The sequence below is a fragment of the Achromobacter xylosoxidans genome (assembly GCF_001457475.1).
GTDB classification, from domain to species: domain Bacteria; phylum Pseudomonadota; class Gammaproteobacteria; order Burkholderiales; family Burkholderiaceae_B; genus Achromobacter; species Achromobacter xylosoxidans.
The window spans coordinates 6,194,270-6,207,668 of sequence record NZ_LN831029.1 but is presented as its reverse complement, the minus strand read 5'-3'; the positions used below and the strand labels follow the sequence as shown (position 1 = coordinate 6,207,668).

16 protein-coding genes are annotated in these 13,399 nt (G+C 67.3%); 2 read left to right on the top strand and 14 right to left on the bottom strand.

Features of this window, described 5'->3' with window-relative positions; translation table 11 throughout:
- Positions 1-7: 7 nt before the first annotated feature.
- From AT699_RS27945 to AT699_RS27920, 6 genes are all read right to left on the bottom strand, one after another.
- On the bottom strand, positions 8-727 hold the full coding sequence (locus tag AT699_RS27945; protein WP_024070589.1) for an ABC transporter ATP-binding protein: 720 nt from the start codon (positions 725-727) through the stop codon (positions 8-10).
- On the bottom strand, positions 720-1,484 hold the full coding sequence (locus tag AT699_RS27940; RefSeq protein WP_024070588.1) for an ABC transporter ATP-binding protein: 765 nt from the start codon (positions 1,482-1,484) through the stop codon (positions 720-722). Before AT699_RS27940 ends, AT699_RS27945 begins: the two co-directional genes overlap by 8 nt.
- On the bottom strand, positions 1,481-2,485 hold the full coding sequence (locus AT699_RS27935; RefSeq protein WP_024070587.1) for a branched-chain amino acid ABC transporter permease: 1,005 nt from the start codon (positions 2,483-2,485) through the stop codon (positions 1,481-1,483). Before AT699_RS27935 ends, AT699_RS27940 begins: the two co-directional genes overlap by 4 nt.
- Complete coding sequence (locus AT699_RS27930; protein ID WP_006390024.1) at positions 2,482-3,384, bottom strand: branched-chain amino acid ABC transporter permease; 903 nt, start codon at positions 3,382-3,384, stop codon at positions 2,482-2,484. The genes AT699_RS27935 and AT699_RS27930 overlap by 4 nt, the downstream gene beginning before the upstream one ends.
- Positions 3,385-3,445: 61 nt before the next feature.
- Complete coding sequence (locus AT699_RS27925; protein WP_024070586.1) at positions 3,446-4,657, bottom strand: ABC transporter substrate-binding protein; 1,212 nt, start codon at positions 4,655-4,657, stop codon at positions 3,446-3,448.
- 92 nt (positions 4,658-4,749) lie between these two features.
- Positions 4,750-5,541: an SDR family NAD(P)-dependent oxidoreductase gene (locus tag AT699_RS27920; protein ID WP_024070585.1), complete on the bottom strand. Its 792-nt coding sequence runs from the start codon at positions 5,539-5,541 to the stop codon at positions 4,750-4,752.
- Between the two features lie 226 nt (positions 5,542-5,767).
- Between AT699_RS27920 and AT699_RS27915 the strand changes: the two genes are divergently transcribed.
- Positions 5,768-6,424 carry a GntR family transcriptional regulator gene (locus tag AT699_RS27915; protein WP_230846684.1) on the top strand — a complete coding sequence of 219 codons (657 nt, stop codon included), beginning with the start codon at positions 5,768-5,770 and terminating at the stop codon, positions 6,422-6,424.
- A gap of 505 nt (positions 6,425-6,929) precedes the next feature.
- Here AT699_RS27915 and AT699_RS27910 read toward each other — a convergent pair.
- Together AT699_RS27910 and AT699_RS27905 are read right to left on the bottom strand one after the other, a co-directional pair.
- Positions 6,930-7,580 (bottom strand): carbonic anhydrase, encoded by a 651-nt coding sequence (locus AT699_RS27910; RefSeq protein ID WP_006390028.1) that lies wholly within the window; start codon positions 7,578-7,580, stop codon positions 6,930-6,932.
- A gap of 618 nt (positions 7,581-8,198) precedes the next feature.
- Complete coding sequence (locus AT699_RS27905; protein WP_024070583.1) at positions 8,199-8,534, bottom strand: FxLYD domain-containing protein; 336 nt, start codon at positions 8,532-8,534, stop codon at positions 8,199-8,201.
- 378 nt (positions 8,535-8,912) lie between these two features.
- Here AT699_RS27905 and AT699_RS27900 point away from each other — a divergent pair, with 378 nt between their 5' ends.
- Positions 8,913-9,281 carry a PsiF family protein gene (locus AT699_RS27900; RefSeq protein WP_024070582.1) on the top strand — a complete coding sequence of 123 codons (369 nt, stop codon included), beginning with the start codon at positions 8,913-8,915 and terminating at the stop codon, positions 9,279-9,281.
- A 180-nt stretch (positions 9,282-9,461) separates the two neighbouring features.
- Here the strand turns inward: AT699_RS27900 and AT699_RS27895 are convergent, their stop codons facing one another.
- The 6 genes from AT699_RS27895 to AT699_RS27870 are packed head-to-tail and all read right to left on the bottom strand — an operon-like array spanning position 9,462 to position 13,308.
- Positions 9,462-10,502 (bottom strand): cyclase family protein, encoded by a 1,041-nt coding sequence (locus tag AT699_RS27895; protein ID WP_024070581.1) that lies wholly within the window; start codon positions 10,500-10,502, stop codon positions 9,462-9,464.
- Between the two features lie 3 nt (positions 10,503-10,505).
- Positions 10,506-11,285 (bottom strand): 3-oxoadipate enol-lactonase, encoded by a 780-nt coding sequence (pcaD, locus tag AT699_RS27890; protein WP_024070580.1) that lies wholly within the window; start codon positions 11,283-11,285, stop codon positions 10,506-10,508.
- Positions 11,286-11,340: 55 nt separating this feature from the next.
- Complete coding sequence (locus tag AT699_RS27885; RefSeq protein ID WP_024070579.1) at positions 11,341-11,637, bottom strand: YciI family protein; 297 nt, start codon at positions 11,635-11,637, stop codon at positions 11,341-11,343.
- A gap of 12 nt (positions 11,638-11,649) precedes the next feature.
- Complete coding sequence (catC, locus tag AT699_RS27880) at positions 11,650-11,925, bottom strand: muconolactone Delta-isomerase (RefSeq protein WP_020926098.1); 276 nt, start codon at positions 11,923-11,925, stop codon at positions 11,650-11,652.
- Between the two features lie 52 nt (positions 11,926-11,977).
- On the bottom strand, positions 11,978-12,622 hold the full coding sequence (locus AT699_RS27875; protein ID WP_020926099.1) for a 3-oxoacid CoA-transferase subunit B: 645 nt from the start codon (positions 12,620-12,622) through the stop codon (positions 11,978-11,980).
- The gene (locus AT699_RS27870; protein ID WP_024070578.1) at positions 12,619-13,308 is read right to left on the bottom strand and encodes a 3-oxoacid CoA-transferase subunit A; all 690 of its coding nucleotides are present in this window, start codon (positions 13,306-13,308) and stop codon (positions 12,619-12,621) included. The genes AT699_RS27875 and AT699_RS27870 overlap by 4 nt, the downstream gene beginning before the upstream one ends.
- Positions 13,309-13,399: the final 91 nt, after the last annotated feature.

Here is a 13,399-nt window from a genome sequence, read left to right as displayed (position 1 = left end):
TTCGCTCCTAGCCGCCCAGGTAGGCGCGCTGCACGCCTTCGTCGCTGGCCAGCGCGGCCGATGCGCCTTCCAGCGCGATCTCGCCGTTTTCCAGGATGTAGGCATAGCTGGACACCGACAGCGCCAGCTTCACGTTCTGTTCCACCAGCAGGATGGTGATGCCCTGTTCGCGGTTCAGGCGCAGCACGATGTCGAATATCTGTTCCACCACCAGCGGCGACAGGCCCATGGACGGTTCGTCCAGCAGGATCATGCGCGGGCGCGCCATCATGGCGCGGCCGGTGGCCAGCATCTGCTGTTCGCCGCCCGACAGCGTGGCGGCCTTCTGCTCGAAGCGCTCGCGCAGCCGCGGGAAGGTATCGCAGACCATGTCCAGGTCGGCCTTGACCGCCTGGCGGTCCTGGCGCAGGTAGGCGCCCATCTCCAGGTTCTCGCGCACGCTCATTTCGCGGAAGATCTCGCGGCCCTCCGGCACCTGCACGATGCCGCGGCTGACGATGGCGTCGGCCGGCTGGCGATGGATGGCCTCGCCCGCAAAGCGCACGCTGCCCGCGGTGGGCGTCACCAGCCGCGATATCACGTTGAGCGTGGTGGACTTGCCGGCGCCGTTGGCGCCCAGCAGCGCGACGATGGCGCCCTGCGGCACCTTCAGCGACACGTCCTGCAGGGCGCGGATATTGCCGTAGGCGGCGCTGACCGATTCGACTTCAAGCAGGTTCTCAGCCACCGGCGGCTCCCTTGCCCAGATAGGCTTCGATGACGCGGGGGTTGCTGCGCACCTCCGCGGGCGTGCCTTCGGCGATCTTCTCGCCGAACGACATGACGGTGATGCGATCCGAGATCGACATCACCAGCTGCATCACGTGCTCGACCAGCAGCACCGTGATGCCGTCGCGTTCGCACAGCTCGGTGAGGATGCGGTCGAGCGTCTCGATTTCGCGATTGCGCAGGCCGGCGGCGGGCTCGTCCAGCAACAGTAGCTTGGGCGAGATGGCCAGCGCGCGCGCCAGTTCCAGCATCTTCTGGCGGCCGAAGTCCAGGCTGCACGCGGGCGTGTCGAGGAAGTCGGCCAGGCCGACGCGTTCGAGCAGGTGTTCGACGCGTTCGCGCGCCTCGGCGGTGGCCGGGCGCAGCAGGCGCGCGGCCGTGCTGGCGCCGTGCGCATAGGTGCCCAGCAGCGCGTTCTCGCGCACCGTCAGCGCGCTGAACAACTCCAGGTTCTGGAAGGTGCGGGCCACGCCCAGCGCCGCCATTTCGTGCGGCTTCTTTTTCGTGACGTCGATGCCGTCGAAGACGATGCGGCCCTGCGTCGGCCGGTAGTAGCGCGAGACGCAGTTGAAGGTGGTGGACTTGCCGGCGCCGTTGGGGCCGATCAACGCGTGGATGCGGCCGCGCTCGACCTGCATCGACAGGCCGTTGATGGCGGTCAGGCCGCCGAATTTCACCGTCAGGCCCTGGACGTCGAGGTAGGGTTGGGCGCTCATGCGGCGCTCCTTTGCGTGGGTTTGGCGGTGGCGCCCTGGGCGTCCCGGCGCGCGGGCAGCGGCGCGGCTGGCGGCGGCGCGCGGCGGCGCGCCTCGCGGCCGGCGAACAGGCCCTTTGGCGCGAACATCATGAAGCCCATCAGGATCACGCCATAGATGATTTCCTGGAACGACAGCGCCTGGCGCAGCAGCTCCGAGATCAGGCCGAAGCCGATGGCGCCGGCGATGGCGCCGCGCACCGAGCCGATGCCGCCCACCACCACCATGGTGAGGATCAGGATGGTGGTCTGAAAGCCCAGGCTCTCCGGATGGATGAACGAGGCGAAGGTGGTGTACATGCCGCCGGCGATGCCGGCGTAGGCCGCCGACAGCGTGAAGGCGGTGCGCTTGATGGCGTTGACGTTCACGCCCATGGCCTGCGCCGCCACGTCGCTCTCGCGCACGGCGCGAAAGGCCGAGCCCAGCTGCGAGCGCGACAGCGCCACGGTGACCCACAGCAGCAGCGCGGCGATCGCCACCACGAAGGGATAGGCCTTGATGTCGGACACCAGTTCATAGCCGAACAGCGTGGCCGGCGAAATGCGGAAGCCGTTCGAGCCGTTGGTCACCGACTGCCAGTTCAGGAACACCCACTGCATCGCCTCGCCAAAGGCGAACGTGGATAGCGCCAGGTAGATGTCGCGCATGCGCAGCGCCAGCGCGCCGATCAGGTAGCCGAGCACGGCCGCCAACAGCCCGCCCGCCACGATCGAGACGAAGAAGGGCGGATGCCACAGGTTGTTGATCAGCCCGGCGGTGTAGATGCCGACGCCGTAGAACGCGGCGTGCGACAGGGCGAACTGCCCGGTCTCGCCGATGACGATGTGCAGGCCCAGGGCCAGCACCACGAACACCATCAGCAGGTTGACGACGTAGATCACATAGCCGCTGGCGACGAACGGCAGGGCCGCCAGCGCCACGGCCATCAGCGCCAGCAGGGCGCGGTCGGTCTTGGATTTCATACTTTTTTCACCTGCAGTTTGCCGCCCAGCAGGCCTTGCGGACGCAGCAGCAGCACCACCATGATGGCGACGAAGGGCGCCACCACGATGGCGTTGGTCGAAATGAACAGGCCCACCAGGTTCTCGGCCACGCCGATCACGAAGCCGCCGACCACCGCCCCGGGCAGGCTGGTGATGCCGCCGACGATGGCGGCCGCGTAGGCCAGGATGGCGATGTGGCCGATGTCCGGCGTGATCAGGATCTTGGGCGTGATGAGCAGCGCGGCCACGGCCGAGATCAGCCCGGACAGCGCCCACACCATCATGCGGATGCGCGTCAGGTTCACGCCCACCAGGCGCGCGGCCTTGGGGTTCATGCCGACGGCGCGCATGGCCTTGCCCACGCGGGTGTAGGTGAACATCACGTACAGCAGCAGCATCACGCCCACGGCCACGGCGAAGATCACCAGGTCCAGCTGTGTCAGCACGGCATCGCCGATGAGGATGGCGTCGGTGGGGGCCAGCGGCGGCAGCGAGCGCGGCGTGTCGCCCAGCCCGGTCTGGCGCACCAGCCCTTTAAGGGCGTAGGCCAGGCCCAGCGTGGCGATCACCATCTGCACGCCCACGCCCCTGGAGGCGATGACGCGCTCCATGACGACGCGCTGGAACAGGCCGGAGACCACGGCCACCACGGCCAGCGTCACCGGGATGACCGCTAGGTAGGGCCAGCCCATCACCAGGGTCAGGAACAGGGCGACGTAGCCCCCGACCATGAATATCTCGCCCTGGGCGAAATTGGGCACATCCGTGGTCTTGAAAATGATGACAACGGCGACCGCCAGCAGCGCATACACGCTGCCCGTCACCAGTCCCGACAGCACCCCCTGCTGCAGGAACAACCAGATATCGGCAAAGCTCATGATGGTCTCCGGCGGTCCGCGCGGCGCTGCGCCGCGGCGCGGACCTGGCCTGTGGCGGCGGTTACGGCTGGTACTGCCAGACGCTCTTGAAGGCGCCCGGCACGAGCGACATGTTGGTGCCGTCGAACTTGATGTAGATGGCCGATTCCTGCGCGGCGCGGTCGTTCGGGCCGAATTCGATCGGGCCGGCCATGACGCCGGAATCGAACTTCATGGTCTCCAGCGCGGCCAGCACCTTCTCGCGGGTGGGCTGCGGGCCGGCGGCCTTGAGCGCATTGACCACCGCCATGGCGGGCGGCAGGCCGTAGGGCATGTAGGTCTGCGGATGGCCAGGCTTGGCGGCCAGGTCCGGATAGGCCTGCTTGTACATGTCGTAGACCCAGGTCAGCTTGGGCCCGCCGGGCATGTCGCTCAGCACTTCCTGGATGTAGACGTTCTTGAAGGCGTCCTTGTTGCCGACGTTCTCCACCAGCTGCTTCAGGTCGGCGGTGCCGTTGACGGCCAGCACGATGGGCTTGTTCCAGCCCAGTTCCTGCGCCTTCTTGATGATCAGCGCGGCGGGCCGGGCATACGTCGTCAGCAGCAGCACGTCGGGATTGCCGGCGCGGATCTTGAGCATCGGCGCGGTCACGTCGGTGATGTTGGGATTGACCGATTGCACCTGCAGGTTCAGGCCGCCCAGCTGCTTGGACTGGGCCTGGGCGGCTTCCAGGTTCCAGCCGCCGTAGGCATCGTCGTGGTTGATGTAGCCGATCTTCTTGGCCTTGAGATGCTCGGCGGCGAACTGCACCATCGAGCCGCCCACGGCGTGCTGCGAGATCGAGAACGCGCCGTAGATGTACTTGGACGGCGGATACAGCGCGCCGTCGCCCGAGGCGTTGAGCATGACCAGCGGCACCTTCTCGCGCTCGACGTATTCGCGCGCGGCCACCACGGCGGCCGAGCACGAGCCGCCGTTCAGCAGGAACACCTTGTCCTGCTCCGTCAGCTTCTTGACCGCCGCCACCAGGTCGTTGGCGTTGCAGCGGTCGTCCTCGATTACCAGCTCGATCTGGCGGCCGTTGATGCCGCCTTCCTTGTTGACCTTGGCGTACCACATCTTGGCGGCGTTCAGCACGTCAAAGCCATAGGCCATGCCGCTGCCCGACAGGGGCGCGAACAGGCCGATCCTGATGGTCTTGTCGGTGATGCCGGGTTCCTGCTGGGCCTGGGCGGAAGCGCCCAGGGCGAGGGCGCATAGCGCGGCGGCCGCATGGCGGCGGAGGTGCTTCATGGTTTGTCTCCCGTTTTTTGAGTGCGCGCCTTTATCGATGGCGCGTTGCTGCTTGGCGGCGAAGCCGCCGGATTGGGTTCATTGCACAGGGTTCACTGCATGCGGTAGCCGCCGTTGACGTCGATGACGCTGCCGGTGATGTAGCCCGCTTCTTCCGAGGCCAGGAAACGCACCGCGGCGGCGACATCGTCCACCGTGCCGATGCGGCCCAGCGGAATCGCCTGGGCGGCCGCCGCGAGCGCGCCGCTGCTGGTGACGGTGCTGCGCAGCATGTCGGTGTCGATCAGCCCCGGCGCGATGCCGTTGACGGTGATGCCCAGGTGCGCGGATTCGCGCGCCATGGCCTTGGTCAGGCCCAGCACGGCCGACTTGGCGGCGATGTACGAGGCGCTGGAGCGATAGCCGCCCAGTTGCGCGGCGACCGACGTGAAGGTGACGATGCGGCCGTGCTTGAGCGGCGCGGCTTCGCGCCGCCGCAGGTAGGCGCGGCCGCACAGGAACACGCCGCGCGCGTTGACGGCGAAGCTGCGTTCCCAGATGTCGAGCGTGGTGTCCTTGATGAGCGGGCGTTCGCCGTTGGCCTGGAACAGCAGCAGGCCGGCGGCGCTGACCAGCACGGCGATGGGGCCGTGGGCCTGTTCGATCTGGTCGAACGCCGTTTCGACGGCGCTTTCATCGCTGACGTCGAAGGCATGGGCGCTGTGGGGCGCGCCGAGTTCGTCGGCCACGCGGCGGGCGCGCTGGGCATCCACGTCCGACACCACCACGCGGTAGCCGGCGCGGGCCAGCTCCTGGCAGATGGTGGCGCCGATGCCGCCGCCACCGCCGGTGACGAGCGCGAGCCGCGGAGCCGGGCCTGCGGCCGGCGTGGATACATTGGACATGCTGCCTCCTGTTGCGCGGATTCGCCCGCCTTGGAAACGGCGTCCGCTGATCTGAATTTTTGGCGATTATGTATACATGAAGGGGCGGCAGGTATAGGGGGTTTCCCGTAGCTGCGCATGAAACTTGATGGTTCTCATTGGGGAAAGCCCTAGCGTGATGGTATGGGGCGCTGTCGCATGTATTCTTCATGTATACAATGCGGGCATGGATACGCTATCTCAACACGTGACCGATACGCTGCGGGACTGGGTGCTGCATGGCAAGTTCAGCCCGGGCGCCCGCCTGGAGGAAATTCCGCTGGCCGAGAAGCTGGGGGTGTCGCGCACGCCGGTGCGGGCGGCCCTGGCGACGCTGGGCAACGAGGGGCTGCTGGAGCACCTGCCCAAGCGCGGCTATACGGTGCGGGCGTATGACCTGGCCGAGATCGTGGCGGCTTACGAGGTGCGGGCGGCGCTCGAAGGATTGGCCTGTCGGCAGGCGGCGCTGCGCGGGCTGTCGAACGACGCGGTGGCGGTGCTGAAGAATTGCCTGGACGAAGGCGACCGCATTCTCGGCAAGGGGGTGTTGCTGGCGGAGGACCATCTGCCTTACCAGCAGGTCAACATCACCTTGCACAACGGGATCCTGGAGGCGGCGGGCAATCCGTGGGTGAAGCGGTTCGCGACGCAGGCGCAGGCGATTCCGTATGCGTCGGATCGGATCATCCTGTGGGAGGACCATGGGATCATTCTGCGGTCGCACGATGATCATCATCGGATCGTCAACGCCATCATTGCGCGGGATGGGGCGCGGGCTGAGGATCTGATGCGTGAGCATGTCTACTATGCGGGGATCATTCTTAAGAATAATTATGAGAGGTTGGCGCAGGCGTATCGGGTTTGAGGGGGTTGCTGGCGTTGTTGGCGGCGGTTGTTGGGTTCTTTAGCCGCGGGCGCCGGGGCAGGCGGGGGATGGCGGGGCTACGATTGCGGTCCGGAGCGTTCGCTCCGGACTGCCCCTGCGTCAACCTCGTACGCCTTCGGCTCCCTACGGTTTCCCTCGGGCGCATCTACACGCCCCGCCATCCCCCGCCTGCCCCGGCACCCGCTCATGATGAGACTTAACGGGGGCCAGGGGGGCGAGTTGTTTGCTTGGCGTTTTTTTGCCAGCGATCGGGGGGAGGGGAAGGTCTTGCGGGGTCGCCAAAGGCGGCCGCGCGGGCGGCCTTCTTTGGCGTTTGGGTGTGTTGCGTCGGCGGGATGACGCTGCGCGCTGGTGATGGCGCTGCGTTGCGGCTACGCTGTGACGGTCTGGCGTGCTTGCCGCGTTTGCATGGCGTGGATGCGCCTGCGCTATTTGCCCGTGGCGACATGCGCGCGGCGGCCGAGCCGCCGCGTTTGTGGAGCGGTCAGCCGGGCAGGCCGGTTTCCAGGCAGGGGCTGAATTCGCCGGTGGCGGGGTCGCGCAGGAACAGGACGCCGGTGGCGACGCCGAAGTAGGTGCCGTGCAGCTCCAGGTCGCCCTTTTCGACGCGGCGGCGGATGGAGGGGAAGGTCATCAGGTTGTTCAGGCTGTGGCCGATGACGGCGAGTTCCAGGCGCTTGAGGTTGGCGGCGCGGTCGTCGCCGCCGGGGCCGAGTTCGTCGGCGACGGGGGCGATCTGGGACATCCACTTGCCGATGAAGTCGCCCTTGGTCAGGGGCTTGGCGTCGTCGAAGAAGGCGCGGATGCCGCCGCAGGAGGCGTGGCCGAGGACGACGATGTGCTTGACGTTCAGGCCGTTGACGGCGAATTCGATGGCGGCGCTGGTGCCGTGGTACGAGGATTCGGAGTCGGGGTCACAGGGCGGGACCAGGTTGGCGACGTTGCGCACGACGAACATTTCGCCGGGGCCGGCGTCGAAGATGGCTTCGGGCGAGACGCGCGAGTCGCAACAGCCGATGATCAGGATTTCCGGGCTTTGCCCAGTTTCGGCCAGTTTTTCGTAGCGGCTGCGTTCCGAGTGGAAGCGGCCGGCGAGAAAGGACTGATAGCCTTCGGTGAGTCTTTTGGGAAACATGATCTTTTCACTTCCTTGATAACTGGGCCGGGCATGCCGGCGTGCCGGCGGACGCAACAAGGGGCTTCGTGTGGAAGCCCCTTTTGTCGAGTCGGCTGCGGAATTTTCCCACAATTGGACTTGCGCCGGCTTGACTAAACCCTATCCTGATAAGGGTTTTTTGCCGGAGCAATCCGTCGGGCAAGTGAGCGCAGCGTGGGAAACGCGCGGCCGTCGCGCAAGAAAAGCCGTCCGGTCGCCCGGCCGCCCGAAGGCCGGACAGCCCCCTCGGGGGGCAGCAAGCGCGCAGCGCGCAGCGTGGGAAACGCGCGGCCGTCGCGCAAGAAAAGCCGTCCGGTCGCCCGGCCGCCCGAAGGCCGGACAGCCCCCTCGGGGGGCAGCAAGCGCGCAGCGCGCAGCGTGGGAAACGCGCGGCCGTCGCGCAAGAAAAGCCGTCCGGTCGCCCGGCCGCCCGAAGGCCGGACAGCCCCCTCGGGGGGCAGCAAGCGCGCAGCGCGCAGCGTGGGAAACGCGCGGCCGTCGCGCAAGAAAAGCCGTCCGGCCGCCCGGCCGCCCGAAGGCCGGACAGCCCCCTCGGGGGGCAGCAAGCGCGCAGCGCGCAGCGTGGGGGCCAACCATTCACCTGGCCCGGATGTCCTGGGCGGTGACCTTGGCGAATTGCAGCGGCGTGATGGCGCGGATCATCTTGATCTGGCCCGGCGCCAGGGGGCCGATGTCGTCGTCGCGCACGCGGCCGATTTCGCGGCCCTGTTCGTCGTAGAGCACGAAAGTGAGCATGACGTAGTTGACGGCGCGGGCCGATTGGTTGGCCAGCGAGCCGGTGATGGTGGAGACGTTTTCGTTGGCGTCGCGGATCGCCTGGATATTGCCCAGCGTGACGCCGTACAGGTTTTGGGCATGGGCGGCACCGGTCAGGCCGGCCAGCAATGCGAGGGAGGCGAGGACGGTTTTCATGGCGGTCTCCTGTGACCCGGTTGCCGGGCGTCCCAGCCGCGGACTCTGGGGCCGCGTGTCGGGGTCATGCGCCTATCTCACACCTTTCCCGCCGGGCGCACAACGGGCCAAAGGGATGAATGGGTAACAGGTTGCAGGGGATGGCCGCAGATTCATCTGTGGATGCCACAAGTGCATCGGAATGTCTCCGACTTGCGGGTATTTCCGCGCCTTTCCGCAAGCTGAACGATCGCGGCGGCGTTAGCATTTGTTGTCCTTTCGGCGCTTGCGGAGCATGCGGCTTTGTCCGATGATGACCACGCCGGCAACTTGGCCGGCGGATCTTGCGGCCCGGGTGTGCGCCAGGATGGCGCCGGCGGGCGCTCAAGGGAGGAACTCATGCTTTCCCGTACTAGCCAATTGGCTTCGGCCATCGTGTTGTCCGCCTGTTTCCTGGGCGCCGTCCATGCCCAGACGCCGGCCGCCACGCCCGCACCCGCCAAGACCCCGGCGCCTGCCGCCACGCCCGCCAAGACGCCAACCGCGCAGCAGCAGCGCATGGCCGATTGCAACAAGTCGGCCGAGGGCAAGAAGGGCGATGATCGCAAGACCTACATGAGTGCCTGCCTGAAGGGCGAGGCGCCGCCGCCCGCCAAGCAGCTGACGCCGCAGCAGCAGAAGATGAAGGACTGCAACGCCAAGGCCGGCGAGCAGAAGCTGACCGGCGATAAGCGCAAGACCTTCATGAGCACTTGCCTGAAGGGCTGAACGCGGCGTTGATTCCGCGCAGGTGAAAAGCGCCGGCCGTTGAACGGACCGGCGCTTTTTTCTGCGTGCTCCAAGTCGGGCGTCGCCCGTTGCGGCGAGCCCTGATGGCGACGATGCCGTTGAAGAGCGTACCTGCCAGGCGCGCATTCCCGCCACGCCCGGCGCAACCGCAGGCGTCGCCTACACCGTGGCGATCGGCGTGACCGGCGAGCCGATCGCGTGCGGCAGGCGCAGCGGCGGGGCGGTCAGCATGAAGCGGTGGCGGCCGTTGGCGCGAAGCCAGTCGGCCAGGTCCTTCAGGTACCACAGCTCGGCCAGCGGCAGGCCCAGCTTGAACAGGCAGTGGTGATGCAGCGGCAGCATGGCGCGCGGGCCGGTTTTCTCGCGCGCGGGATAGGCTTCCACAGCATAGTTGTCGGCGCAGATGGCGGCGATGCCGCTGTCGGTGATCCACTGCAGCAGCGCGGCGTCGGTGCCGTCGAGCGCGGCGCCGTAGGTGTGCAGCACCTCGGCGTCGGGCTTGCCGGCCATGGCGACCACGGCTTCGGCGTAGCCGGTGCGCAGCACCAGCATGTCGCCGGGCTCGATCTCGATGCCGTCCGTCTTCAGTACGTGCATGATCTCGGCGTGGCCGACCAGGGTGCGGCCGGGGCCGTAGTGGCGCGCCAGGTCCAGCAGCACGCCGCGGCCCTGCATACCTTTCTGCGCCAGGTTCTCTACGCCCAGCTTCAGCGCGGCCGAGGGGCCGCCGCTGTTGCAGCCGCAGCCGGTGTGGTCGCCATCGGCCGGGCCGATGACGTCGACGCCGGCCTGGAAGCCGTTGTAGTAGCGCAGCTCGGGCTGGCCGTCGCCATCGGCGTCGAACAGCGCGCCGACGTGCGCCAGCGCGTCCCATTGCGTCGAGTACTGCATCGACAGCAGCACCTGGTCGTCGCTCAGCACGTCGACCGCGTCCGGGTTGACGTTGCGCAGCGGGAAGTTCAGGTAGGGCGTGTCGGCCAGGCGCGTCGGGCTCAGTTGCGGCGGATGGCGCCGCGGGTTGAGCACGTTGCCGCCGGGCAGGTCCAGTGGCAGCGACAGGCAGAAGGTTTTGCCGGCGCGGATTTCACGCGCGCCTTTCAGGACCTGTTCTTCGGTGATGAGATTGAGGCGGCCGAGTTGGTCGTCGGGTCCGAAGTCGCCCCAGTTGGAGCCTTCGGGCCGATGGGTCCAGCGCTGCATGGTTTACTCCGTGAGGAAGTCGACCACCGCGCGGGTGAAGGCTTCCGGTTGTTCCCAGTTGGAGATATGGGAGGTGTTCAGTTCGAGGTAGCGTGCGCCGTTGATGGCGGCGGCCAGTTCCTTGCCCTGCGCGGGCGTGGCGGCCAGGTCGTGGGTGCTGCTGATGACCAGCGTCGGCGCCTTGATGGCCGACACCTGTTCGCGGAAGTCGGCGTCGCGCAGCGCGGCGCAGTTGCCCGAGTAGCCGGCGTCGGAGGTGCGGCGCAGCATGTCGACCAGCACCTGCGACAGGCCCGGCTCGGCGGCGCGGTAGCCGTCGGTGAGCCAGCGCTCGACCAGCGTCGGCGCCATTTTTTCCAGCGTCTGTTCGGCCACGGCGGCGATGCGGGCGCTCCAGCCTTCGGCCGAGCCGATGCGCGCGGCGGTATTGCACAGGATCAGCTTGCCGATCAGTTCGGGACGGTTCAGCGCCAGCCACAGGCCGGTGGGGCCGCCCATCGACAGGCCGCAGAAGTGGGCGCGTTCGATGTTCAGGTGCGCCAGCAGTTCGGCGACGTCGTTGCCCAGCTGCGCGAAGCTGTATTCGCCGTCGGGGATCGAGGATTTGCCGTGGCCGCGGGTGTCGTAGCGCAGCACGCGGAAGTGCTTGCTCAGCGCGGGAACCTGGCGTGCCCACATGTCGGCGTTGGTGCCCAGCGAATTGGAGAGCACCAGCACCGGCGCGTCGGCGGGGCCATCGATGACGTAGAACAGCCGTGCCTGGCTGAGATCGGCGTAAGACATGCGGAAAATCCTCGGGGAATGAAAGCGCGGCCACCCGGAGGCGGCCGCGTGGCGATTACAGGTGGCAGGTGCCGTCGACGTAGGCCTTGCGCCAGCGCGTGATGGTCACGCGCTGGAACAGCTGCGCCTGGGCGAAGGGATCGGCGTCGATGAACTGCTGCGCGGCCTCGCGCGTGTCCAGGTCGACGATGTACAGGCCGCCGCCCAGGTCCTTGCCGTCATCCTGCAGCTTGGCGCCGCAGGCCAGCAGCAGGTGCTTGTTGGCGTCCAGGTATTCGAGGTGCGCGGCGCGATGCTGCTGGCGCACGGCCTGGTGGTCGGGCTTGTCGAAGGTTTCGATGATGTAGGGCATGGGCGGCTCCGATCAGATGGCCGAGGGATGGCGCGCCAGCGCCGTCACCTGGATGTCCATGTACGGGAACAGCGGCAGCGACGACAGCAGCGCGTGCAGTTCGTCGTTGTCCTGCACGTCGAAGATGCTGACGTTGGCGTAGCGGCCGACGACGCGCCACAGGCTCTTCCACTTGCCGTCGCGTTGCAGCTGCTGCGCCAGGGCCTTTTCGTCGGCCTTGAGCTTGTCGGCTTGGGCCGCCGGCATGTCGACGGGCAGATTGACCTGCATTTGAACCATGAACAACATGATGGGTGTCTCCAGGAAATCGGCCCCGGCGTTGCCGGGGCGCGGGGATTGATCAGTTGGAAAACTTCAGCGGCAGGCCGGTCAGGCGCAGCAGTTCGTCGGCGGTGGTTTCGCCGAACATGTCGATCACCGTGACGCCGTCGGCGCGGATGTCGAACACGGCCACGTCGGTGTACACGCGCGACACGCAGCGCACGCCGGTCAGCGGATAGGTGCAGGCGTCGACCAGTTTGCTCTGGCCTTCGCGGGTCTGCAGTTCCATCATGACGAAGACGTCCTTGGCGCCGATGGCCAGGTCCATCGCGCCGCCCACGGCGGGGATGGCGTCGGGCGCGCCGGTGTGCCAGTTGGCCAGGTCGCCGTGCTGCGACACCTGGAAGGCGCCCAGCACGCAGATGTCCAGGTGGCCGCCGCGCATCATCGCGAACGAGTCGGCGTGATGGAAGAACGAGCAGCCGGGCAGTTCGGTGACGGGCTGCTTGCCGGCGTTGATCAGGTCGTAGTCTTCCTCGCCCTTGGCGGGCGCGGGGCCCATGCCCAGCATGCCGTTCTCGGTGTGCAGGATGACCTCGCGGTCGGCCGGCAGGTGGTTGGCCACCAGCGTCGGCAGGCCGATGCCGAGGTTGACGTAGGCGCCTTCAGGGATGTCCTGGGCGACGCGGGCGGCGATCTGGTCGCGGGTCAGTTTGGTGCTCATTGCTGCTCCTTGGCGGCCTGGGCGGCGTCGATCTGCACGACGCGCTGCACGAAGATGCCGGGGGTGACGACGGTTTCCGGGTCGAGGGCGCCCAGTTCCACGACTTCGCGCACCTGGGCCACGGCCACGCGCGCGGCGCTGGCCATGATGGGGCCGAAGTTGCGCGCGGTCTTGCGGTACACCAGGTTGCCCCAGCGGTCGCCGCGCTCGGCCTTGATGAGCGCGTAGTCGGCGTGCAGCGGATATTCCAGCACGTATTGGCGGCCGTTGATCTCGCGGGTTTCCTTGCCGTCGGCCAGCGGGGTGCCGTAGCCGGTGGGCGAGAAGAACGCGCCGATGCCGGCGCCGGCGGCGCGGATGCGCTCGGCCAGGTTGCCCTGGGGCACCAGTTCGAGCTCGATCTTGCCGCTGCGGTACAGGCCGTCGAAGATCTGCGAGTCCACCTGGCGCGGGAACGAGCAGATGATCTTGCGCACGCGGTTGGCGCCCAGCAGGGCGGCCAGGCCGGTGGTGCCGTTGCCGGCGTTGTTGTTGATGATGACCAGGTCCTTGGCGCCTTGCTCGAGCAGGGCGTCGATCAGTTCCATGGGCTGGCCGGCGGTGCCGAAGCCGCCGATCATGACGGTGGCGCCGTCAGGGACGTCGGCGAGGGCGGCCGCCGCGCTTGCAACAAGCTTAGAAATCATGGTGTTCGCTCATAGGTGGCGTGTCATAATTTGTTCTTAATTAGAACTTTCGTTCTTCTGAAGAACATCGTTTCATGGGGATGGTCGACCG

Excerpts from the sequence above, each read along its gene's own strand:
- AT699_RS27940 (WP_024070588.1), bottom strand. The coding sequence starts at position 1,484 with ATGAGCGCCCAACCCTACCTCGACGTCCAGGGCCTGACGGTGAAATTC.
- AT699_RS27935 (WP_024070587.1), bottom strand. The coding sequence starts at position 2,485 with ATGAAATCCAAGACCGACCGCGCCCTGCTGGCGCTGATGGCCGTGGCG.
- AT699_RS27930 (WP_006390024.1), bottom strand. The coding sequence starts at position 3,384 with ATGAGCTTTGCCGATATCTGGTTGTTCCTGCAGCAGGGGGTGCTGTCG.
- AT699_RS27925 (WP_024070586.1), bottom strand. The coding sequence starts at position 4,657 with ATGAAGCACCTCCGCCGCCATGCGGCCGCCGCGCTATGCGCCCTCGCC.
- AT699_RS27920 (WP_024070585.1), bottom strand. The coding sequence starts at position 5,541 with ATGTCCAATGTATCCACGCCGGCCGCAGGCCCGGCTCCGCGGCTCGCG.
- AT699_RS27910 (WP_006390028.1), bottom strand. The coding sequence starts at position 7,580 with ATGTTTCCCAAAAGACTCACCGAAGGCTATCAGTCCTTTCTCGCCGGC.
- AT699_RS27905 (WP_024070583.1), bottom strand. The coding sequence starts at position 8,534 with ATGAAAACCGTCCTCGCCTCCCTCGCATTGCTGGCCGGCCTGACCGGT.
- AT699_RS27900 (WP_024070582.1), top strand. The coding sequence starts at position 8,913 with ATGCTTTCCCGTACTAGCCAATTGGCTTCGGCCATCGTGTTGTCCGCC.
- AT699_RS27895 (WP_024070581.1), bottom strand. The coding sequence starts at position 10,502 with ATGCAGCGCTGGACCCATCGGCCCGAAGGCTCCAACTGGGGCGACTTC.
- pcaD (WP_024070580.1), bottom strand. The coding sequence starts at position 11,285 with ATGTCTTACGCCGATCTCAGCCAGGCACGGCTGTTCTACGTCATCGAT.
- AT699_RS27885 (WP_024070579.1), bottom strand. The coding sequence starts at position 11,637 with ATGCCCTACATCATCGAAACCTTCGACAAGCCCGACCACCAGGCCGTG.
- catC (WP_020926098.1), bottom strand. The coding sequence starts at position 11,925 with ATGTTGTTCATGGTTCAAATGCAGGTCAATCTGCCCGTCGACATGCCG.
- AT699_RS27875 (WP_020926099.1), bottom strand. The coding sequence starts at position 12,622 with ATGAGCACCAAACTGACCCGCGACCAGATCGCCGCCCGCGTCGCCCAG.
- AT699_RS27870 (WP_024070578.1), bottom strand. The coding sequence starts at position 13,308 with ATGATTTCTAAGCTTGTTGCAAGCGCGGCGGCCGCCCTCGCCGACGTC.